The 15,411-nt window shown below is 61.5% G+C and carries 14 protein-coding genes; 2 read left to right on the plus strand and 12 right to left on the minus strand.

From position 1 onward, the window contains the following. Nucleotides 1-30 precede the first annotated feature (30 nt). From DW661_RS07525 to glp, 12 genes are all read right to left on the minus strand, one after another. Nucleotides 31-1,170 carry an aminotransferase class V-fold PLP-dependent enzyme gene (locus tag DW661_RS07525; protein ID WP_117798174.1) on the minus strand — a complete coding sequence of 380 codons (1,140 nt, stop codon included), beginning with the start codon at nt 1,168-1,170 and terminating at the stop codon, nt 31-33. After that, a complete protein-coding gene (locus DW661_RS07530; RefSeq protein WP_117629429.1) occupies nt 1,167-1,418 on the minus strand; it encodes a DUF3343 domain-containing protein in 252 nt (83 codons plus the stop codon). The genes DW661_RS07525 and DW661_RS07530 overlap by 4 nt, the downstream gene beginning before the upstream one ends. An 18-nt stretch (nt 1,419-1,436) precedes the next feature. Beyond that, complete coding sequence (gene yedF, locus DW661_RS07535; RefSeq protein WP_117637560.1) at nt 1,437-2,063, minus strand: sulfurtransferase-like selenium metabolism protein YedF; 627 nt, start codon at nt 2,061-2,063, stop codon at nt 1,437-1,439. A 59-nt stretch (nt 2,064-2,122) separates the two neighbouring features. Beyond that, a complete protein-coding gene (selD, locus tag DW661_RS07540; protein WP_117637559.1) occupies nt 2,123-3,172 on the minus strand; it encodes a selenide, water dikinase SelD in 1,050 nt (349 codons plus the stop codon). Between the two features lie 70 nt (nt 3,173-3,242). Beyond that, complete coding sequence (locus DW661_RS07545) at nt 3,243-4,007, minus strand: acyl-CoA dehydratase activase (protein ID WP_118935262.1); 765 nt, start codon at nt 4,005-4,007, stop codon at nt 3,243-3,245. A gap of 154 nt (nt 4,008-4,161) precedes the next feature. Then, complete coding sequence (locus DW661_RS07550; protein WP_117639209.1) at nt 4,162-5,325, minus strand: double-cubane-cluster-containing anaerobic reductase; 1,164 nt, start codon at nt 5,323-5,325, stop codon at nt 4,162-4,164. A 150-nt stretch (nt 5,326-5,475) separates the two neighbouring features. Beyond that, nucleotides 5,476-6,759, minus strand: a complete 1,284-nt coding sequence (locus DW661_RS07555) for a double-cubane-cluster-containing anaerobic reductase (RefSeq protein ID WP_117639207.1) — start codon at nt 6,757-6,759, stop codon at nt 5,476-5,478. 462 nt (nt 6,760-7,221) lie between these two features. Further along, a complete protein-coding gene (locus DW661_RS07560; protein ID WP_118935264.1) occupies nt 7,222-8,292 on the minus strand; it encodes a sulfate/molybdate ABC transporter ATP-binding protein in 1,071 nt (356 codons plus the stop codon). 3 nt (nt 8,293-8,295) lie between these two features. Beyond that, entirely contained in the window at nt 8,296-9,561 is a 1,266-nt protein-coding gene (gene modB / locus DW661_RS07565; RefSeq protein ID WP_233547478.1) for a molybdate ABC transporter permease subunit, read from the minus strand. A 245-nt stretch (nt 9,562-9,806) separates the two neighbouring features. Beyond that, nucleotides 9,807-10,679, minus strand: a complete 873-nt coding sequence (gene modA / locus DW661_RS07570) for a molybdate ABC transporter substrate-binding protein (protein ID WP_117817075.1) — start codon at nt 10,677-10,679, stop codon at nt 9,807-9,809. Nucleotides 10,680-10,881: 202 nt separating this feature from the next. Beyond that, the gene (locus DW661_RS07575) at nt 10,882-11,361 is read right to left on the minus strand and encodes a molybdenum cofactor biosynthesis protein B (RefSeq protein WP_117817074.1); all 480 of its coding nucleotides are present in this window, start codon (nt 11,359-11,361) and stop codon (nt 10,882-10,884) included. Nucleotides 11,362-11,371: 10 nt separating this feature from the next. Beyond that, nucleotides 11,372-12,634, minus strand: a complete 1,263-nt coding sequence (glp, locus tag DW661_RS07580; protein WP_118935268.1) for a gephyrin-like molybdotransferase Glp — start codon at nt 12,632-12,634, stop codon at nt 11,372-11,374. Nucleotides 12,635-12,846: 212 nt separating this feature from the next. Here glp and DW661_RS07585 point away from each other — a divergent pair, with 212 nt between their 5' ends. Beyond that, on the plus strand, nt 12,847-14,268 hold the full coding sequence (locus DW661_RS07585; protein WP_199584871.1) for a chloride channel protein: 1,422 nt from the start codon (nt 12,847-12,849) through the stop codon (nt 14,266-14,268). An 85-nt stretch (nt 14,269-14,353) separates the two neighbouring features. Beyond that, the gene (locus tag DW661_RS07590; protein ID WP_118935270.1) at nt 14,354-15,316 is read left to right on the plus strand and encodes a diacylglycerol kinase family protein; all 963 of its coding nucleotides are present in this window, start codon (nt 14,354-14,356) and stop codon (nt 15,314-15,316) included. Nucleotides 15,317-15,411: the final 95 nt, after the last annotated feature.

Raw genomic sequence — 15,411 nt, forward strand, 5'->3', positions numbered from 1 at the left:
CAAAAGACCCGTCCCGCAAGTATATACGCTTTAGCAGGCTAAATCGTGCAGAGCGTCAATCGCGGTGTCGACTTCCTCGTCCGTGTTGAAATACCCAAACGAGAAGCGAACGACACCCTGGCGCTCGGTCCCCAGTGCGCGGTGCATGAGCGGAGCGCAGTGGGCGCCGGGGCGCGTCGCAATCCCCCACCCTTGCATGAGCGCGTCCGAGACCTCGGCCGAATCGATATCGCCCACGTTAAGCGAAACGATCGCCGAGCGCACGGGCTGGTCAAACGCACCGTAGAGCGCAATGCCGGGAATGTCGCGAACGCCGGCGAGGAAGCGCTCGGCAAGCGCACGTTCGCGTGCCGCAATCGCCTCTACCCCGCCCTGGGCCTCGATAACGTCGAGGCCGGCGGAAAGGCCGGCGATACCGTGACCGTTGAGCGTGCCCGCCTCAAGACGCGTGGGCCACTCTTGCGGCTGCAGCGCATCGAAGCTGCGCACGCCCGTGCCACCCATGGCCCAAGGAGCCACGTCAATGCCTTCCGCCACGGCTAGGCCACCGGTCCCCTGCGGGCCCATGAGCCCCTTGTGGCCGGTAAAGCACACCACGTCGAGCCCCATGACCTGCATATCGATATGCGCCGTGCCGGCAGACTGCGAGGCATCGACGATCACAAGCGCGCCGGCCGCATGGGCCATGGCAGCCACGCGTGCAATGTCGACCGCGTTGCCGGTCACATTGGAGGCGTGTGTCACCACCACGGCACGCGTGCCCGGCGTGACCAGCTGCTCGAGCTCGTCGTAGTCGAGCACGCCGTTCGCGTCGCAGCCCGCATGCTCAACAGTCACGCCCTGCTCTGCCGCCAGGCGGTTGAGCGGACGCAGCACGGAGTTGTGTTCGAGCACCGTCGTGACCACACGATCGCCGGGGCGCACCACGCCGTTGATGGCGGTGTTGAGCGCCGCCGTGGAGTTGGGCGTAAAACAAATATGGTCCACCCGCGGGCAGCCCAGCAAGCGCGCAAGCTTGGTGCGGCAGCTGTGGATGGTGCGCGCCGCGTCGAGCGCACCCGACGTGGCGCCTCGCCCAGCATTGCCGAGCGAGCACATCGCCTGCACCACGGCATCGATGACCGCCTGAGGTCTGTGCATGGTCGTCGCCGCGTTATCCAGGTAGATCATCGCACGACCTCCCACATATCGATCACAGTAAAGCCCTCGGTGGGAACGTCCGCCGCGGCAAGCTCGCTTCGCAGCAGTGGTTCATTTTCAGGCAGGGCTTTCCATGCCAGGCCGCAGCCGGCAGCAACCTCTCCGGGTACGGGAATCGTTCGCCCGGGAAGGCCACGCTCACGGCACAGAGACTCGCAGCCCATGGCGGCCGCCGTGGTGGGAAACGTGATGACAAGCGCCGGGCGCTTTTCTCTCATGGCAATCCCACCCAGGCGCTACGGACGCACGACGCGGCCGGCCTGCTCCATCTTTTCGACGATCACGTACATGTTCGTGACATCGCCCACGGCAAGCTGGTCCTTAATGCCAAAGTGGTCGAGGCAGGTGCCGCAGGTAAGGATCTCGACACCCTGCTCGGCCAGGCCCTTGAGGTCGTCAAGCACCGGCGACCCCTCGACGGTGAGTTTGGCGCCGCCGTTGTAGAAGAGCATCGTGGCGGGCAGCTCCTCCTGCTGCGTCACGGCAAAGATAAAGGCCTTCATGAGCTTGTGGCCCAGCTCATCGTCGCCGCGACCCATGCAATCGGTGTAGACGGCCACGACCAGCTTGCCCTTGCCGGCGCTGGCGTCGCAGAAAGCGGCGCCGTCCTGCTCAGGATCGGCCACGGCAACGGCGCCGGCGGTCGCCACGATCACGTGCCACTCGGCATCGGCGACCTTCTCGACCGAGGCCGTGCAGCCCTTTTCCTGTGCCATCTTGGAGATGTTCTTGACGGCCGTCTCGTTGTCGACCGAGGTCACGACAACACCCTCGCCATCAAGCTGCTTCAGAGCTTTGAGCGTCTTGACGACGGGCAGCGGGCAGGCATCGCCCATGGCATTGACTTCAATTTTGGTAGACATAGCAAATCCTTTCAAAAGGGACCGCCCAGAACAGTAGACGGTCGCATAAACGGTTTTCCTTAATGCACAACGTGAACGGCAGGACCACCCGGCACCGCCTCGCACACGCGGCCGATTGTGGCGGCAACGCGACCTTCGGCATGCAGGCGGCGGGCGAGCTCATCCACATCGGCAGCAGGCGCTGCGATGAGCAGGCCGCCCGAGGTCTGCGGATCGTACAGCGCATCCAGCATTCCCGGCTCCAGGTCATCGTCGGCCGCCACGCGCGGGCCAAAGAAATCCTGGTTGCGGTAGGCGCCGGCAGGGATAATGCCCAGACGCGCCATATTGAGCACCTGGTCAAAGAGCGGCACCGCCCCCGACGCGAGCTCAATCTGCACGCCCGAGCCCTCGGCCATCTCGCACGCATGCCCGATCAGGCCAAAGCCCGTGACATCGGTGCAGCCGTGAAGCTCGAGTCCCTCGGCCAGGCGAATCGGGGCCTCGTTGAGGGTGCGCATCGAGTCAAACATGGCTGCGGCCTCGTCCTGCTCGATGAGCACGCCCTTAATGGCCGTGGTGATAATGCCCGAGCCGATCGCCTTGGTCAGCAGTAGGACATCGCCCACGCGCGCACCGCTGTTGGCGAGCATGCGGTCGAGCGCGACAAAGCCACTCACGGACAGGCCGTACTTGGGCTCGTCGTCGTTGATGGTGTGGCCGCCCGCGATGGTGCAGCCAGCCTCGACGCACTTGTCGGCGCCACCCGCCAGAATCTCACCTGCGACCTCGACGCCCAGGCAACTGGGAATGCACAGCAGGTTCATGGCATGGCTCGGTCGTCCACCCATGGCATAAATGTCCGACAGCGAGTTGGCCGCCGCGATCTGACCAAACAGGAACGGGTCGTCGACCATCGGCGGGAAGAAGTCGACGGACTGCACGAGGCCCAGGTTTTCGCCAACACGAAAAACACTCGCATCGTCGGAGGTATCGAACCCCACGAGCAGGTTGTCGTTATGCACATTGGGTAAGTCGCCCAGGACCTGGGCGAGGGCTCCAGGAGCCAACTTAGCGGCTCAACCGCTCGCGGCAGTCATAGACGTGAGCTTAATCTGATCGTCAGCCATCGATACCTCCTCTCATCGGTCAATCATTTCCTCCCAGTATACGCATGAATGCAGGCCCACGGCCGATGCATTAATCGAGCGCCTGTGCGCGAATCGCCGCGCCGATGGCACCGGCAAAGCGAGCCTGGGGCGAGGTGGTCACCGGCGACCCCAGCAGCTCGCCCAACCGCTCCACCACGAAGGCGTTCTCGCACAGGTCACCGGTCAGGTAGTACGGGGCGCCCGCGGCCTGCCCGGCCATGGTCGCCACGCGCGAGACCACGCTGTCGATCACGCCACGTGCGATGTTCTCGCGCGGCTCACCGCGACCGATCAGGCTAATGACCTCACTTTCGGCAAACACCGTGCACATGCTGGAAATCTTGGTAGGCTCGCCGGAACGCGCCAGGTCGGCCATCTGCTGTTGAGAAATACCTAGGCGGTCGGCCATGATCTCCAAAAAGCGCCCCGTGCCGGCAGCGCACTTGTCGTTCATGGCAAACTTGGCCACGCGGCCATTTTTAAGCTGAATGACCTTGGTGTCCTGGCCGCCCACGTCAATCACCGTGCCGCGATCGCCAAACAGACGCACGGCACCGGCGCCGTGGCAGGTAATCTCGGTCACAACCTTGTGGGCGTATGGCACAGCCACGCGCCCGTAACCCGTGGCCACCACACGCGCAGAATCGGATGCAACGTCAAAGCCCGCCGCCGCGAGCGCCTCGCGCAACCTATCGGCGGCATCGACCGAGGAGAACCCGGTTGGCTGCACGCACGTCCACGCCACCGAACCCTCACCATCGACCACAGCAGCCTTAGCCGCCGTAGACCCGATATCGACCCCGATCCCTATCATGGCTCTCTCCTAATCCAAACATCAAAGACAGCGGCGCGTTCAGGCGCCTTAGCTCTAGGTTTCTCAGGTGCCGGAGGTTGCCCCGAAAGAGGAGCGCGGCGTACTTTGGTACGCAAGCGACGGTTTGAGGGGCAAGATCCGGTGCCTGAGGAAGCTAGAGGGTTTCGATGAAGGCGGCGATGCGGGTCTCGATCTGGCCCATGTCGCCGTTGCTGTAGTCGGTCTCGATCTTCATATACGGAATACCCGCACCCTCGACGGCCTCCTGCATGCGCGCACTCTCCACGTTAAAGGTGTGGCACGCCTGCAGCACGCTCTCCACTACGCCATCGACATGATACTTCTCGCACATGGCCAGCGTGTTTTCCATACGACCGTCGTTGGGCGTCATGACCGAGCAGTTGATATCCAGGTAGCGGTCGGCGATGGCGCGCAGGATATCGGGAGCATCGGGGTCGATCATCATGGCCGCCGTGCGCTCACCCGAGCAGTCGTCCATGCACACGACCACGCCGCCATTGGACTCGATAGTACGGCCTATCTTGTTGATCACGCCGCCCACCGGGCAGCCGGTGATCAGAATGCGCTTGGCATCCGCCGCAACCGGGCGCTCGCCCGCGTCGTAGGCCTCGCGCAGCTTGGCAACCTTTTGCTCCAGCTGATCCGTATAGGCCTCGATATCAAAGCTGAACGTACCGGCAAACATGGTGCTCATCAGGTCGACGCCGCTCATGGCCGCCGGCTGGTTAGCCTGCAGCGCAAACATCTCGAGCTGGGCCGCACGCAAACGGTTGCGACGACGGACGGCGGCGCGCAGGTCATCGTCGGTAATCGTGATGCCGTAGAAGTTCTCGAGCTCCTCCTTGAGTAGGCGGCACTCCTCGTACCAGCCTTCACGCTCGTAGGCACGATCGCGACCCTGCGGAAGATGCAGAATGTGCGTGCGCTTGAGCTCGTTGAGTAGCTCGTACATCTTCTTCTTGCCGTCGCAGGTGGTCTCGCCGATGATCATGTCGCTAAAGTACGTAAACGGGCACTTTTGCGAGTAGGCAAAACCGTAGGTCGACTTGATGAGCGGGCACAGGTTTGCCGGCAGCACCTTCTCGGCCTCGGGAATCACCTCATCGGACGTACCGCACAGAGCGACACTTGCGGCCCCCGCGGCATCGATAATCTCGAGCGGCGTATAGCTGCACAAAAAGCCGACCAGGCGATTGCCGGCCTGTTTATAATCCTTGACGCGAATAAACGCGGCCTTGCGCTGCTCGTTGAACTCCTCAAACGTGCTGGGCAACGGCTGCTCAATATTTTCCGACATATAACTCCTAAACCTTTTAACCAACCAAGGAAACGGCTTTCCCAGGCGCCCGAGGTTGCCGTGAAAGAGCAGCTCCGCGCACTTTGGTACGCAAGCGACGGTTTGAACGGCAAGATCGGGTACCTGGGGAAGCCGCCGGAACGTATAGCCCTAAATGGTTTCCAAGAAAGCCTCAATCCTGGTTTGCAGTTGGCCTGCATCCTCGCCGGCGTAGTCGGTCGTGATGTGCATATATGGAATGCCTGCCTCCTCGGCGGCCTTCTCCACGGCAAACGACTCCATCTCGTAGAGCGTGCAGAACTGCAGGGCCACGTCGACGATGCCGTCGGCGTGCAGGTCCTTGGCCATCTGGACAATGTCCTTCATACGCTGGTCGTTGGGCGTAAAGACGGCACAGTTGATCTTAAAGTAGCGCTCGGCGATAGCATCGAGCATCTCGTCAACCGTCTCACCGGACTCATCGACCAAATCCTTGTAATAGCGCGAACCCGTGCAGGACTCCTCGCCCACCACAACGCCGCCGGCCTTCTCGATGAGGTTGAACAGCTTCCAGTTGGGCACGGCCATGGGCGTGCCGGTGTACAGGATGCGCTTGGTTCCCTTGGGCGCCACGCCCTCTCCGGCCTCGACACGCTGCTCACACTCGGCCGCCATATCGTTGATGGCTCCGGTCAGACGCGGCGTGTCGTCCATAAAGGCGGCCTGAACGGTCAGCAGGCTGTCGAGACCGCTAATGGGCGCTGGGTCGGCAGCGCGCGTGGCAGCAAGGCGCTGCAGGGCGCGACGCTTCTCATTGACGGCGTGGATGGCGGCCTTCAGACGTTCAGGCGTAATCGTGACGCCGCACTCTTCCTCGATCTTGGCGGCGAGCTTCTTGACCTCGGCCTTCCAGGTCACGAGCGTCGACTCGTCGTGTACGTTGGGAATATCCATGACGTACATGTTCTTTTGCGTGGCAAAAAACTCGTAGGCCTTCTTCTTGCCATCGCAGGTGTTCTCGCCTACCACCAAGTCACTCGACTCAATGTAGGGGCAGACCTCGCCCAGCTTAAAGCCGGCAAAGCTCTTGATAAGCGGGCAGGTGTTGCGCGGCAGATGCTCCTCGACCTTATCGGTTGCCCAATCGGCACCCGAGCACAGGCCCACGGGAATACCGTCGCAGGCGAGCACAATCTCCTCGGGCACGTACACGCAAAACGAACCGACGATCTTGGTGGCCTCGCCGGCCTCCTTCTTGTCGAGCATCTCCTTAATACGGCCGCTGTGGATGTTGGTGGCCACAAAGTCCAGGTAGGACGTGGACTTGGCGCGATTGTTCTGCGTCAAGAACATATCGCCGTACATCTGGCCCACGGCGCCCAGCAGCATGTCGTGGTCGGCAAGATTCATGCCGAGGCTCTCCCACATCGGATGGAAATCGAATTCTTCAGCCATGGCGGTTCCCCTCTCGAACCAAAAACGGATAACAGCGGTATCGATGCACGACGGGCGGTGATTGCCCGGCCGTGCTCAAACCCGGATTTTTAGGGAACCTACTTTGCGGTCGATTATTTAGTTGTGCGTCGTCTCTCCCGGAGCCGTGAACATACCTGCTCATATGCGGCTCCGAGCCATATACAGGGCGCGCGCCGCAATACGACGCGAATATGTCATCTGCGACATCGACGCACCCTCCTATTTCTTATCGAAGGCAATTATACCGGCGGTCGTCGTCCAGACGAACACCGCCGACACACGTACGACAGCATCGGAGCACAAGATGTCTAATGCCCGAACCTACCCTCTGATAATTATTTATCATATTGATAAGGTTTTGTCAGTCTAGATTCGGCAAACGGTCGCGCTTCTAGGCGACCGAGGTCCCGCATGTGACAAGGGGACTGTCCTTTTGTCACATTATCGACAAACCAGATGAATTCTCTTGGCATCGAAGTGCATGCGCAGGGTCTCGTCGGCCTGCGGCAGCTCGTCGGAAGCCACGCTCACCTTGTTGACCTTCCACTGCAGACGCGTGGGCGCATCGACACGTGGCACGTCCAACAGCACCAGGCGTTCAAAACGCGAATCGCTCACCCGGGCCACGTGTAAGTCGTAGCTGTTACGACCCCGCTCGGCACGGTTGTCAACATGGAAGTAACTTGCGCGAATCCCCAGGTACGCCACATCATCAGGAACCTCGCGACCCACATTAAAGGTCATGCCCCAGTCGAGAGCCTCAACTTCTTCGTCGCCGATCTTGCACGCCCGGCTTGTGTTCTTGCAGCCCGTCAAGCGCAGCGCGGCCAAGGTTTGCGGCCGGCGGACCACATCTTCGACGGAGCCGATCTCCTCCACATGCCCGTTATGCATCACGCAAATGCGCTGGCACAGGCGACACGCTTCGTCGATATCGTGGCTCACGTAGAGCACGGTGCGGTTGCACACGTTGAACAGGTCGAGCATGTTCTGCTCGAGCGCGCTCTTAAGGTAGGCATCGAGCGCGCTCATGGGCTCGTCGAACATAAAAATGCCCGGGTGTGCCGCCACCATGCGCGCAAGCGCCACGCGCTGCTGCTGACCACCCGAGAGGCGTGCGGGATAGCGGTCGGCAAAATCGGCCAGACCAAAAATGCCCAGATAGCGCTCGGCGAGCTTTTTGCGTGCAGCGACGTCACCCGCATCCTGTACGCCGGCGCACACGTTATCGGCCACCGTCATATTGGGAAACAGCTGATAGTTTTGGAACAGCAGGGCGCATTTACGCTCCTGGGGCGATAGGTTGATGCCCGCCGCCGAATCAAAAAAGGTCACGCCGTTGACGACGATCTTGCCCTCGTCGGGCGTCTCCACACCGGCAATGCAGCGTAGCGTACAGCTCTTGCCGCACCCCGAGGCGCCCAGCAGCGCCACGCGCTCCTCTCCAGCCTCAAGCTGCATATCGAGCGTAAACCCGGGATAGCGCTTTTTGATATCCAGAACGATCGACATGGCCTATCGACCTCCCTGCAGAGTGGCATCATCGCGCATGAGCTCGGCCAGCGCCTCGCGATCGATACGCAGGGCATCGCCGCCCACCGGGTCGAGCGAATCGTCCGTATCGGCGAGTTCTTTGGCCCGCTTGCGCTCCGCACGGGAAAGGCCCCGCTCGCGATACTTTTGCGAATGCGCGGTGTACATGTTGATAAACAGGATGACCAGGAAACTAAACGCAATCACGACGACAACCCAAAAGAGGGCAACTGGGATGTTGCCACCCATCCACTCAAAGTAGATAGCGATGGGGATGGTCTGCGTAATACCGGCATAGTTACCCGCAAAGAAGAGGGTGCAACCGAACTCACCCATCGCACGGGCAAAGGCGAGCACCGTACCGGCGGCGATCGAGGGCCAGCCGAGTGGCATCATAAGCTTGGCAAAGATACGGCGCTCGGACCACCCCAGGGTTCTCGCGGCGTCGAGCATCTGCGTGTCCAGGCTCTCAAAGGCGCCGAGCGCCGTGCGGTAGACCAGGGGAAACGACACCACCACGGCAGATATCACCGCCGCTGGCCAGGTAAAGACGATCGAGATGCCGTGCGCGATAAGCCACTGGCCAACCCCGGTCGAGCGGCCAAACAGCATGAGGAGCAGAAAGCCGCACACCGTGGGAGGCAGCACCATGGGGATGGTAAAGGCCGAGTCGAGCAGGCCCTTCACGCGGCTCGTCGTGCCCATAGTCTTCCATGCGGCAAACAGGCCCAGCGCAAAGGCAATCACCAGGGCAAGGCCACTCGTTTTGATAGACACCCAAAGCGGGCGATAGTCGATGCCGGTCAAAAAGGCGACAAGGGACGCCAAGGGCTCCTGTTCATCTTGCATCATAACAGATGATGCTACCACGATTTGAGCGCTATCAAGCCAACGCGCGCCGCCCTTGGCATCACCCGAGGCTGATGCGATGACCACATAGCGGCCCCCATTCGCACCGCGCTCATCAAAGGCATAGGTATACCCACCGACATTAAACGCCGCTTCCGTCGTGGCATACCAAGGAAGATCCATGTCTTCCAGCCGTGCGCCTCCCATGCAGTTTGCGCTGTCGAGCTCACAGACGAGAGCCTTGAGACCCGATGCGCACTCGTTGTCCTGCGGATCCAATCCATACTTCTCGACCGCCTTGGGCGATACCCACACCACAACGCGATCGGCAGCAGGCGCCACTACAAGGTCCACGTCCTCGTCAACGGGAAACCGGTAGCCCTCAGGCTGGCCCTCCATGGCACGAGCGGTCCCCCTGGCCAACCGCTCAAAACCCTCGATCCCATAGGAAAGCCCATGAGCGGTCGCAGCAACCTGAGCCCCGTCCTCAGCTTCCCCAGCAAACGCAAATCCTGGCACCCAGCAAAGCGCGAAGGTCAAAGCACAGGCGACAAGCATGCGGAATCTATTAAGCACGAAAAGCTCCAAGAGAATACAAGGACGGAGTTAAACACAAAACGATGGAATTATCGCGCCAGGCCGCACTACGCGGAAAGCTCAAATCCGTACTTAGCCCAAATCTTCTGCGCCTTCTTGTTGGTCAGACAGAAGTCGATGAACGCCTTGGCCTCGTCGGCGTGCTCGGAGCTCTCGGCAACGGCACCCGGATACACGATGGGCTTGTGCGAATCCTCGGGGCACACGAAGGCCTCCTCGATGCCGTCGTAGCGGAAGATGTCGGAGCTGTAGACAAAGCCGGCCACGCAGTCGCCCGTAGAGACGTAAGCTGCGGCGGTGCCGACCTTGTCGGCCAAAGCCACCTTGTCGGCGAGCTCGGGTGCATACTCACCGTCGTCGCCCTCGGTACCGGTGTAGAGCCCAACAGAAGCCAGCGCCTGGTTGGCATACTTGCCGGCGGGAACGGTCTTGGCGTCGCCGATGGCGATTTTGCCGTCCAGGCTCGCGACGTCGGCGATAGCCTCGACCTTGGTGTCGGAGCCCTCGGCACGAATAATCACGAGGTCGTTGACGAACATGTCCTCGCGCGTGTCGGCATCGACGAGCTCGGCGGCCTCGGCATCATCCATAGTGCCCTTAGAGGCCGTGATGAGCACGTCCACCGCAGCGCCGGCGCGCATCTGCTCGACAAGGTCGCCGGACGCCTTAAACTGCGTGTCGGCAAAGGTGGTACCGGTCTGATCGGTGTAGAGCTTCTGAACCTCGGGCAGAGCTTTCTCGAGCGAGTTGGCGGCAAATACCTGCAGCTCGACAGCCTTCTTGAAAGAAGTCTTGGCAGAACCCGCATCGGAGCCGGCCGGCTCAGACGTCTTGTTGCCCGAGCAGCCAGCAAGGCCAAGGCCGGCAGCGGCGACAGCAGAAAGCGAGACGAATCCGCGGCGAGAAACCATATCGAACATGTTCAACCCTTTCGAGCGCTACGCCCGGGCACCCCGCCGCGGGCTTTATCCTGTAATTGAATTATACTTTAGCGCGAATAATGCTTGTGATAAGAAATTATCGTTTGATAATTTCTTATACCGATAGCCGCAAGACGCTCGCGTTGTCGCCGCTTAAAAAAGCGGAGCGACCCATAAGGTCACTCCGCTACAGGCAAGCAGTTTAGCGAGCGTGTCCACCGCCCGCCGCCATGTGGGCCGCGTGCTCCAGCTGGTCGCTCACGGCCTCCCAGCTTTCGCGAGCCGCCTTCGTGGATCCCGGAAAGTTGATGACAAGCGCAGCCCCACGCTGCATGCACACGGCGCGCGAAAGCATGGCACGGCGCGTCTTGGTCATAGAGTATGCACGGATCGCCTCGGCAATACCCGGCACATCGCGGTCGCAGACGGCACGCGTCGCCTCGGGCGTCACGTCGCGCATCGAAAGCCCCGTGCCGCCGCAGGTGATGACCACGTTGGCCTGGCAATCGTCGGCCGCAGCCACAATGGCAGCACCGATCTCGTCAACATCGTCATGCACCACCGTATGCGAGGCAACCGTCCAGCCCTGCGCCGCGACGAGCTCCTCGAGTGCAGCGCCTGCTTCGTCCTGGGCAAGATCGCGCGTATCCGAGCACGTCACGATCGAAATCTTCAACTCCATAGCATTCCTCCTACAGCACGGCGCCCTCGGGCAGATCGACACGGACGACATCCACGACGTCGCCCGGCTCAAGATCGCACGGACCCTCGTTGATGCGCAACAGGCAGTTCGCACGCTGCATGGTTCCGAGCAGCGCCGAGTTCTGGCTGTGCGCCTCGGTGACCGTAAGCTCACCCGTCTGCGCATCGCGCGCAACCGTGGCGCGATCATAGAAGCGTCGGTCCTGGCGCTTCTTCACGCCGTGCGTCAATATCGCCTGCTGCACGGGACGCGTACCCTCGGCAAAGCCGCGCATCTTGCGGATCGCGGGGCGGGCGAGCATCTCAAAGCCCACATACGCCGCCGCGGGATTGCCCGAAAGCCCCAAATACGGCTTGCCCCCAAGCAGGCCAAACGTGATGGCTTTGCCAGGACGCATCGAGATGCGGTCGAAGAGCACCTCGCCCTCGCGCTTGACCAGCGCCGTCACGTAGTCGTAATCGCCCGCAGAGGCGCCGCCGCTCGTAATGACAAAATCGCACTCCTGCACGGCGCGATGCACCAGCTCGGCAATCGCCTGCTCATCATCGGGCGCAATGCCATAGAACACCGGCTCGGCGCCGGCATCGAGCGCTTCGGCCATCAACGCCGAGGAGTTGGAATCGCGAATCTGCCCGCGTGCCGGCAGCTCGCTCGGTGCGACCAGCTCCGTGCCCAGCGAGATAATGCCCGCGCGCGGAGCGGCATGGACCTTCACGCTCGCGTAACCGGCGCTTGCCAGCAGGCCAGCGCCGGCCGGGGCCACAACCTCGCCGGCACGCATCACGACGTCGCCGGCATGGGCCTCCTCGGCGGCAGAGCGAACGTTCTCCCCCACTTTAGCAGGCGCCGAAAAGCTCACGTGCGAGCCCTCGTTGCCGTCGCCGTCAAGCACCTCGACGATCTCGTATTTCACCACAGCATCCGCACCCTCGGGCACCGGCGCGCCTGTCATGATGCGGACAGTCTCGCCCGGGGCGATTACGCCATCGAACACATGGCCCGCGGCTTCGTGCCCCACGACGGAAAGCGTCACGGGCGCATTGGTGGACGCTTTGGCGAGGTCGACGGCATGCACGGCATATCCATCCATGGCGCTGTTGGCAAACGGAGAGATGTCGATATCGGCCGTGGCGTCCTCGGCCAGGGGAAGACCGGCCGCCTGCCACACGGGAATCTCGACAACTTCGGTGCGATTCACGTGCGACAAGACGATCGCCTGTGCGTCCTCCAACGGAATGAGTTTCTCAGCCATATACACCTCTAGCATGCTGCGGCGCGCAACAAAAGCGCCGAGTCTTTATGTTTATCTCAGTATAATCCCTCGCCGCTTGCTCAAGACCTGGCCCGCGGCCGCGAATACACCTGTCGGTAACGGACGGCGAAACAGAACCGAAAATCAACCTGCCGGTTTGTCACGTTTGGCACGTTCTATAATGCTCCTGTTGCAACCAAAAAGAGGAACGTATGGCTTTTACCGACAAACCCGAAAGCGCAAACGAGGCGCAGGATCATTCCCAGTCGCTCGACGACGGCGGCTTTTTCTCCCTTAATGACGTCATCATGGCAGGCAGGCAACAGCTCACCCGCTCCGAGCATCTCTTGGCTGCCGACACGCGCCGCAACGCCCGCAACCTACTCGCGAGCGCCAAGTTGCTCGTACTCGTCGTTATCGTCTCGCTTGCCATGGGCGTTGCCGCTTGGGCGTTTTTGGCCTCGCTGAATATCGCGACCGACTATCGCGAGCACCATGCATGGATTTACGCGCTGCTTCCCGTTGTGGGCGTTGCCACCGCATGGGTGTACAAAAACCACGGTCTTGCCGCCAAACGCGGAAACAACCTGGTCATCGACTCCGCTCTGGGCACACGCCTCATCCATATGCGCATGGCCGTCCTCACCTTCGTCTGTTCCACGCTCACGCACCTAACGGGCGGGTCGGCCGGTCGCGAGGGAGCTGCGGTGCAGATTGGTGGCACCATCGCCAGCAACATCTCGAGCCTCGCTCACCTCAAAAAGCATGACCACCACGACCTCATGCTCGCCGGCATCTCGTCGGCCTTTGGCGCCGTATTCGGTTCGCCCCTTGCCGGAGCTTTCTTTGGCATGGAGATGTGCTTCATCGGAAAGATCGACTACACCGCGGGCATCTACTGCCTCGTCGCCTCATTTACCGGCTACTTTACATCGCTCGCCTTGGGAACCGAGTACGAGGCGAATGTCATCGCCAGCGTTCCCAACATGACACCACAGACGGTTGCCATCGTTGTTATCAGCGCAATTATCTTCGGCCTGACGGCACGCCTCTTTGCCTGGTCGGTTCGAACCGTCAAGAGCCTGTACGGTCGCTTTATCACCAATTACCTCGTCCGCGCACTCATAGGCGCACTCGTGGTTTTGGCCGCCTATGCCCTCCTCGACGCCTGGGACTACGCCGGCCTTTCCACGTGGCTTTCCGGCGCCGGATTTGCCGGCAACACCACCCTGGCGGACGCAGCCATCAAGTTGGTCGTCACAGCGCTTACTCTGGGCGCGGGCTTCCAAGGCGGCGAGGTCACGCCCCTGTTTGGCATCGGTGCGGCACTCGGTGGCTGGATCGGTTGCCTTACCGGGCTTGATCCCAGTTTTCTGGCGGCTCTCGGCATGCTCGGCGTGTTCTGCGCCGGCCTCAACGTGCCCATCACCACCTGCATGATGGCCATCGACCTGTTCCACGGCACGGCCGCTGGGTTCTTTGTCATCGTGGCCTTTATCAGCTATCTCGCCGGCGGACACCGCGGCGTGTACCCCGCCCAGCGCATCATCTCACCCAAGCGCCGCTCGCTTATTGTGGATGAGGGCGGTACGGTAGCGGATGCTATCGAGCGCCACAACGACCTGATAGAGTAGATGTAATAATCGCCGTGCAGCCACAATCGGGGCAATTCAACCTGAGCGCGACCGCACTGTCATGCAACACGCCGGGAGTCGCCCCATGCACGCAACTGATTTTGGTCGCACGCTCATCATCGCCAACCCAGCCGCCCAGTCGGGTGCGGCACGCGAAGTTGCCGAGCGCCTGCAACGCTTTTTGGACATGACTGCACGCGCATCCCAGTTTGACCTGGTGCTGACCGAGCGCATGGGACACGCCAAGGAACTGGCCGCCCAGGCAAAGGGCTACCGCACCGTTATCGCACTCGGCGGCGACGGCGTGATTCACGAGGTCGTCAACGGGCTTATGACGCAAAAGGAGGGCGTCCGACCCGCTCTTGCCATCCTACCCGTGGGCTCCGGCAACGATTTTGCCCAGACGCTCGGCATCGACGATTTCTCCGGCAAGGATTTTGGCGCGCTACTCACCTGCGAGCTGCAACGTCAGGACATCGGGCGCATTCGCTCATGGAACCCCGCAAGCGGTAGCGGCGAGGCGACGGTCGAGTATTATGACCAGACGCTTTCGGTCGGCATCGATGCCGCCATCGGTCTGGGCACCACCGAGCTGCGCAAAAAGACCGGCTTGACGGGCGCGCCGCTCTACACCCTCTCGGGACTTGAGCAGTTTGGCCTACGCTATCGCAACTATCCTATGACAGTCAGCTTTGACGGCGCGCCCACCGAGCGCGTGAGGGCAATCATCATGGCGATTCAGCTGGGGCCCACGTATGGCTCGGGTTATCGTATCTGCCCCGATGCCGATCCCTGCGATGGCATACTCGACGTCTGCTACGCCTGCGGTCCCGTCCCACGCGCGGTTGCCCTGCCCATGTTCCTTTCGGCCAAAGACGGCCACCACTCCAAGCTGCCACCGATTCGCATGCGCCGCTGCCGCCATGCCGAGCTCACCTTTGAGGAGCCCGACTACCCCATCCAGGCCGACGGCGAGCCCGTTGTCGCCTCGCGCATCGAGGTAGATATCCTTCCCGCCGTCCTCGAGGTCTGGCACCCAACCCGCTAGCTTCACCTAAGTTGCGGTGAAATAGGGACTGTTTATGCAGCCAAAGCCGCAAAAGGGGGTGCGGACGATTTCTTGGACCGCGCCTAGGCGTATCC

The sequence above is a fragment of the Collinsella sp. AM24-1 genome, from assembly GCF_003470325.1.
In the GTDB taxonomy this organism is placed as follows: domain Bacteria; phylum Actinomycetota; class Coriobacteriia; order Coriobacteriales; family Coriobacteriaceae; genus Collinsella.

Excerpts from the sequence above, each read along its gene's own strand:
- DW661_RS07530 (WP_117629429.1), bottom strand. The coding sequence starts at position 1,418 with ATGAGAGAAAAGCGCCCGGCGCTTGTCATCACGTTTCCCACCACGGCG.
- glp (WP_118935268.1), bottom strand. The coding sequence starts at position 12,634 with ATGGCTGAGAAACTCATTCCGTTGGAGGACGCACAGGCGATCGTCTTG.
- DW661_RS07550 (WP_117639209.1), bottom strand. The coding sequence starts at position 5,325 with ATGTCGGAAAATATTGAGCAGCCGTTGCCCAGCACGTTTGAGGAGTTC.
- DW661_RS07545 (WP_118935262.1), bottom strand. The coding sequence starts at position 4,007 with ATGATAGGGATCGGGGTCGATATCGGGTCTACGGCGGCTAAGGCTGCT.
- DW661_RS07585 (WP_199584871.1), top strand. The coding sequence starts at position 12,847 with ATGGCTTTTACCGACAAACCCGAAAGCGCAAACGAGGCGCAGGATCAT.
- DW661_RS07590 (WP_118935270.1), top strand. The coding sequence starts at position 14,354 with ATGCACGCAACTGATTTTGGTCGCACGCTCATCATCGCCAACCCAGCC.
- modA (WP_117817075.1), bottom strand. The coding sequence starts at position 10,679 with ATGTTCGATATGGTTTCTCGCCGCGGATTCGTCTCGCTTTCTGCTGTC.
- DW661_RS07525 (WP_117798174.1), bottom strand. The coding sequence starts at position 1,170 with ATGATCTACCTGGATAACGCGGCGACGACCATGCACAGACCTCAGGCG.
- DW661_RS07555 (WP_117639207.1), bottom strand. The coding sequence starts at position 6,759 with ATGGCTGAAGAATTCGATTTCCATCCGATGTGGGAGAGCCTCGGCATG.
- DW661_RS07575 (WP_117817074.1), bottom strand. The coding sequence starts at position 11,361 with ATGGAGTTGAAGATTTCGATCGTGACGTGCTCGGATACGCGCGATCTT.
- yedF (WP_117637560.1), bottom strand. The coding sequence starts at position 2,063 with ATGTCTACCAAAATTGAAGTCAATGCCATGGGCGATGCCTGCCCGCTG.
- DW661_RS07560 (WP_118935264.1), bottom strand. The coding sequence starts at position 8,292 with ATGTCGATCGTTCTGGATATCAAAAAGCGCTATCCCGGGTTTACGCTC.
- modB (WP_233547478.1), bottom strand. The coding sequence starts at position 9,561 with ATGGAGGGCCAGCCTGAGGGCTACCGGTTTCCCGTTGACGAGGACGTG.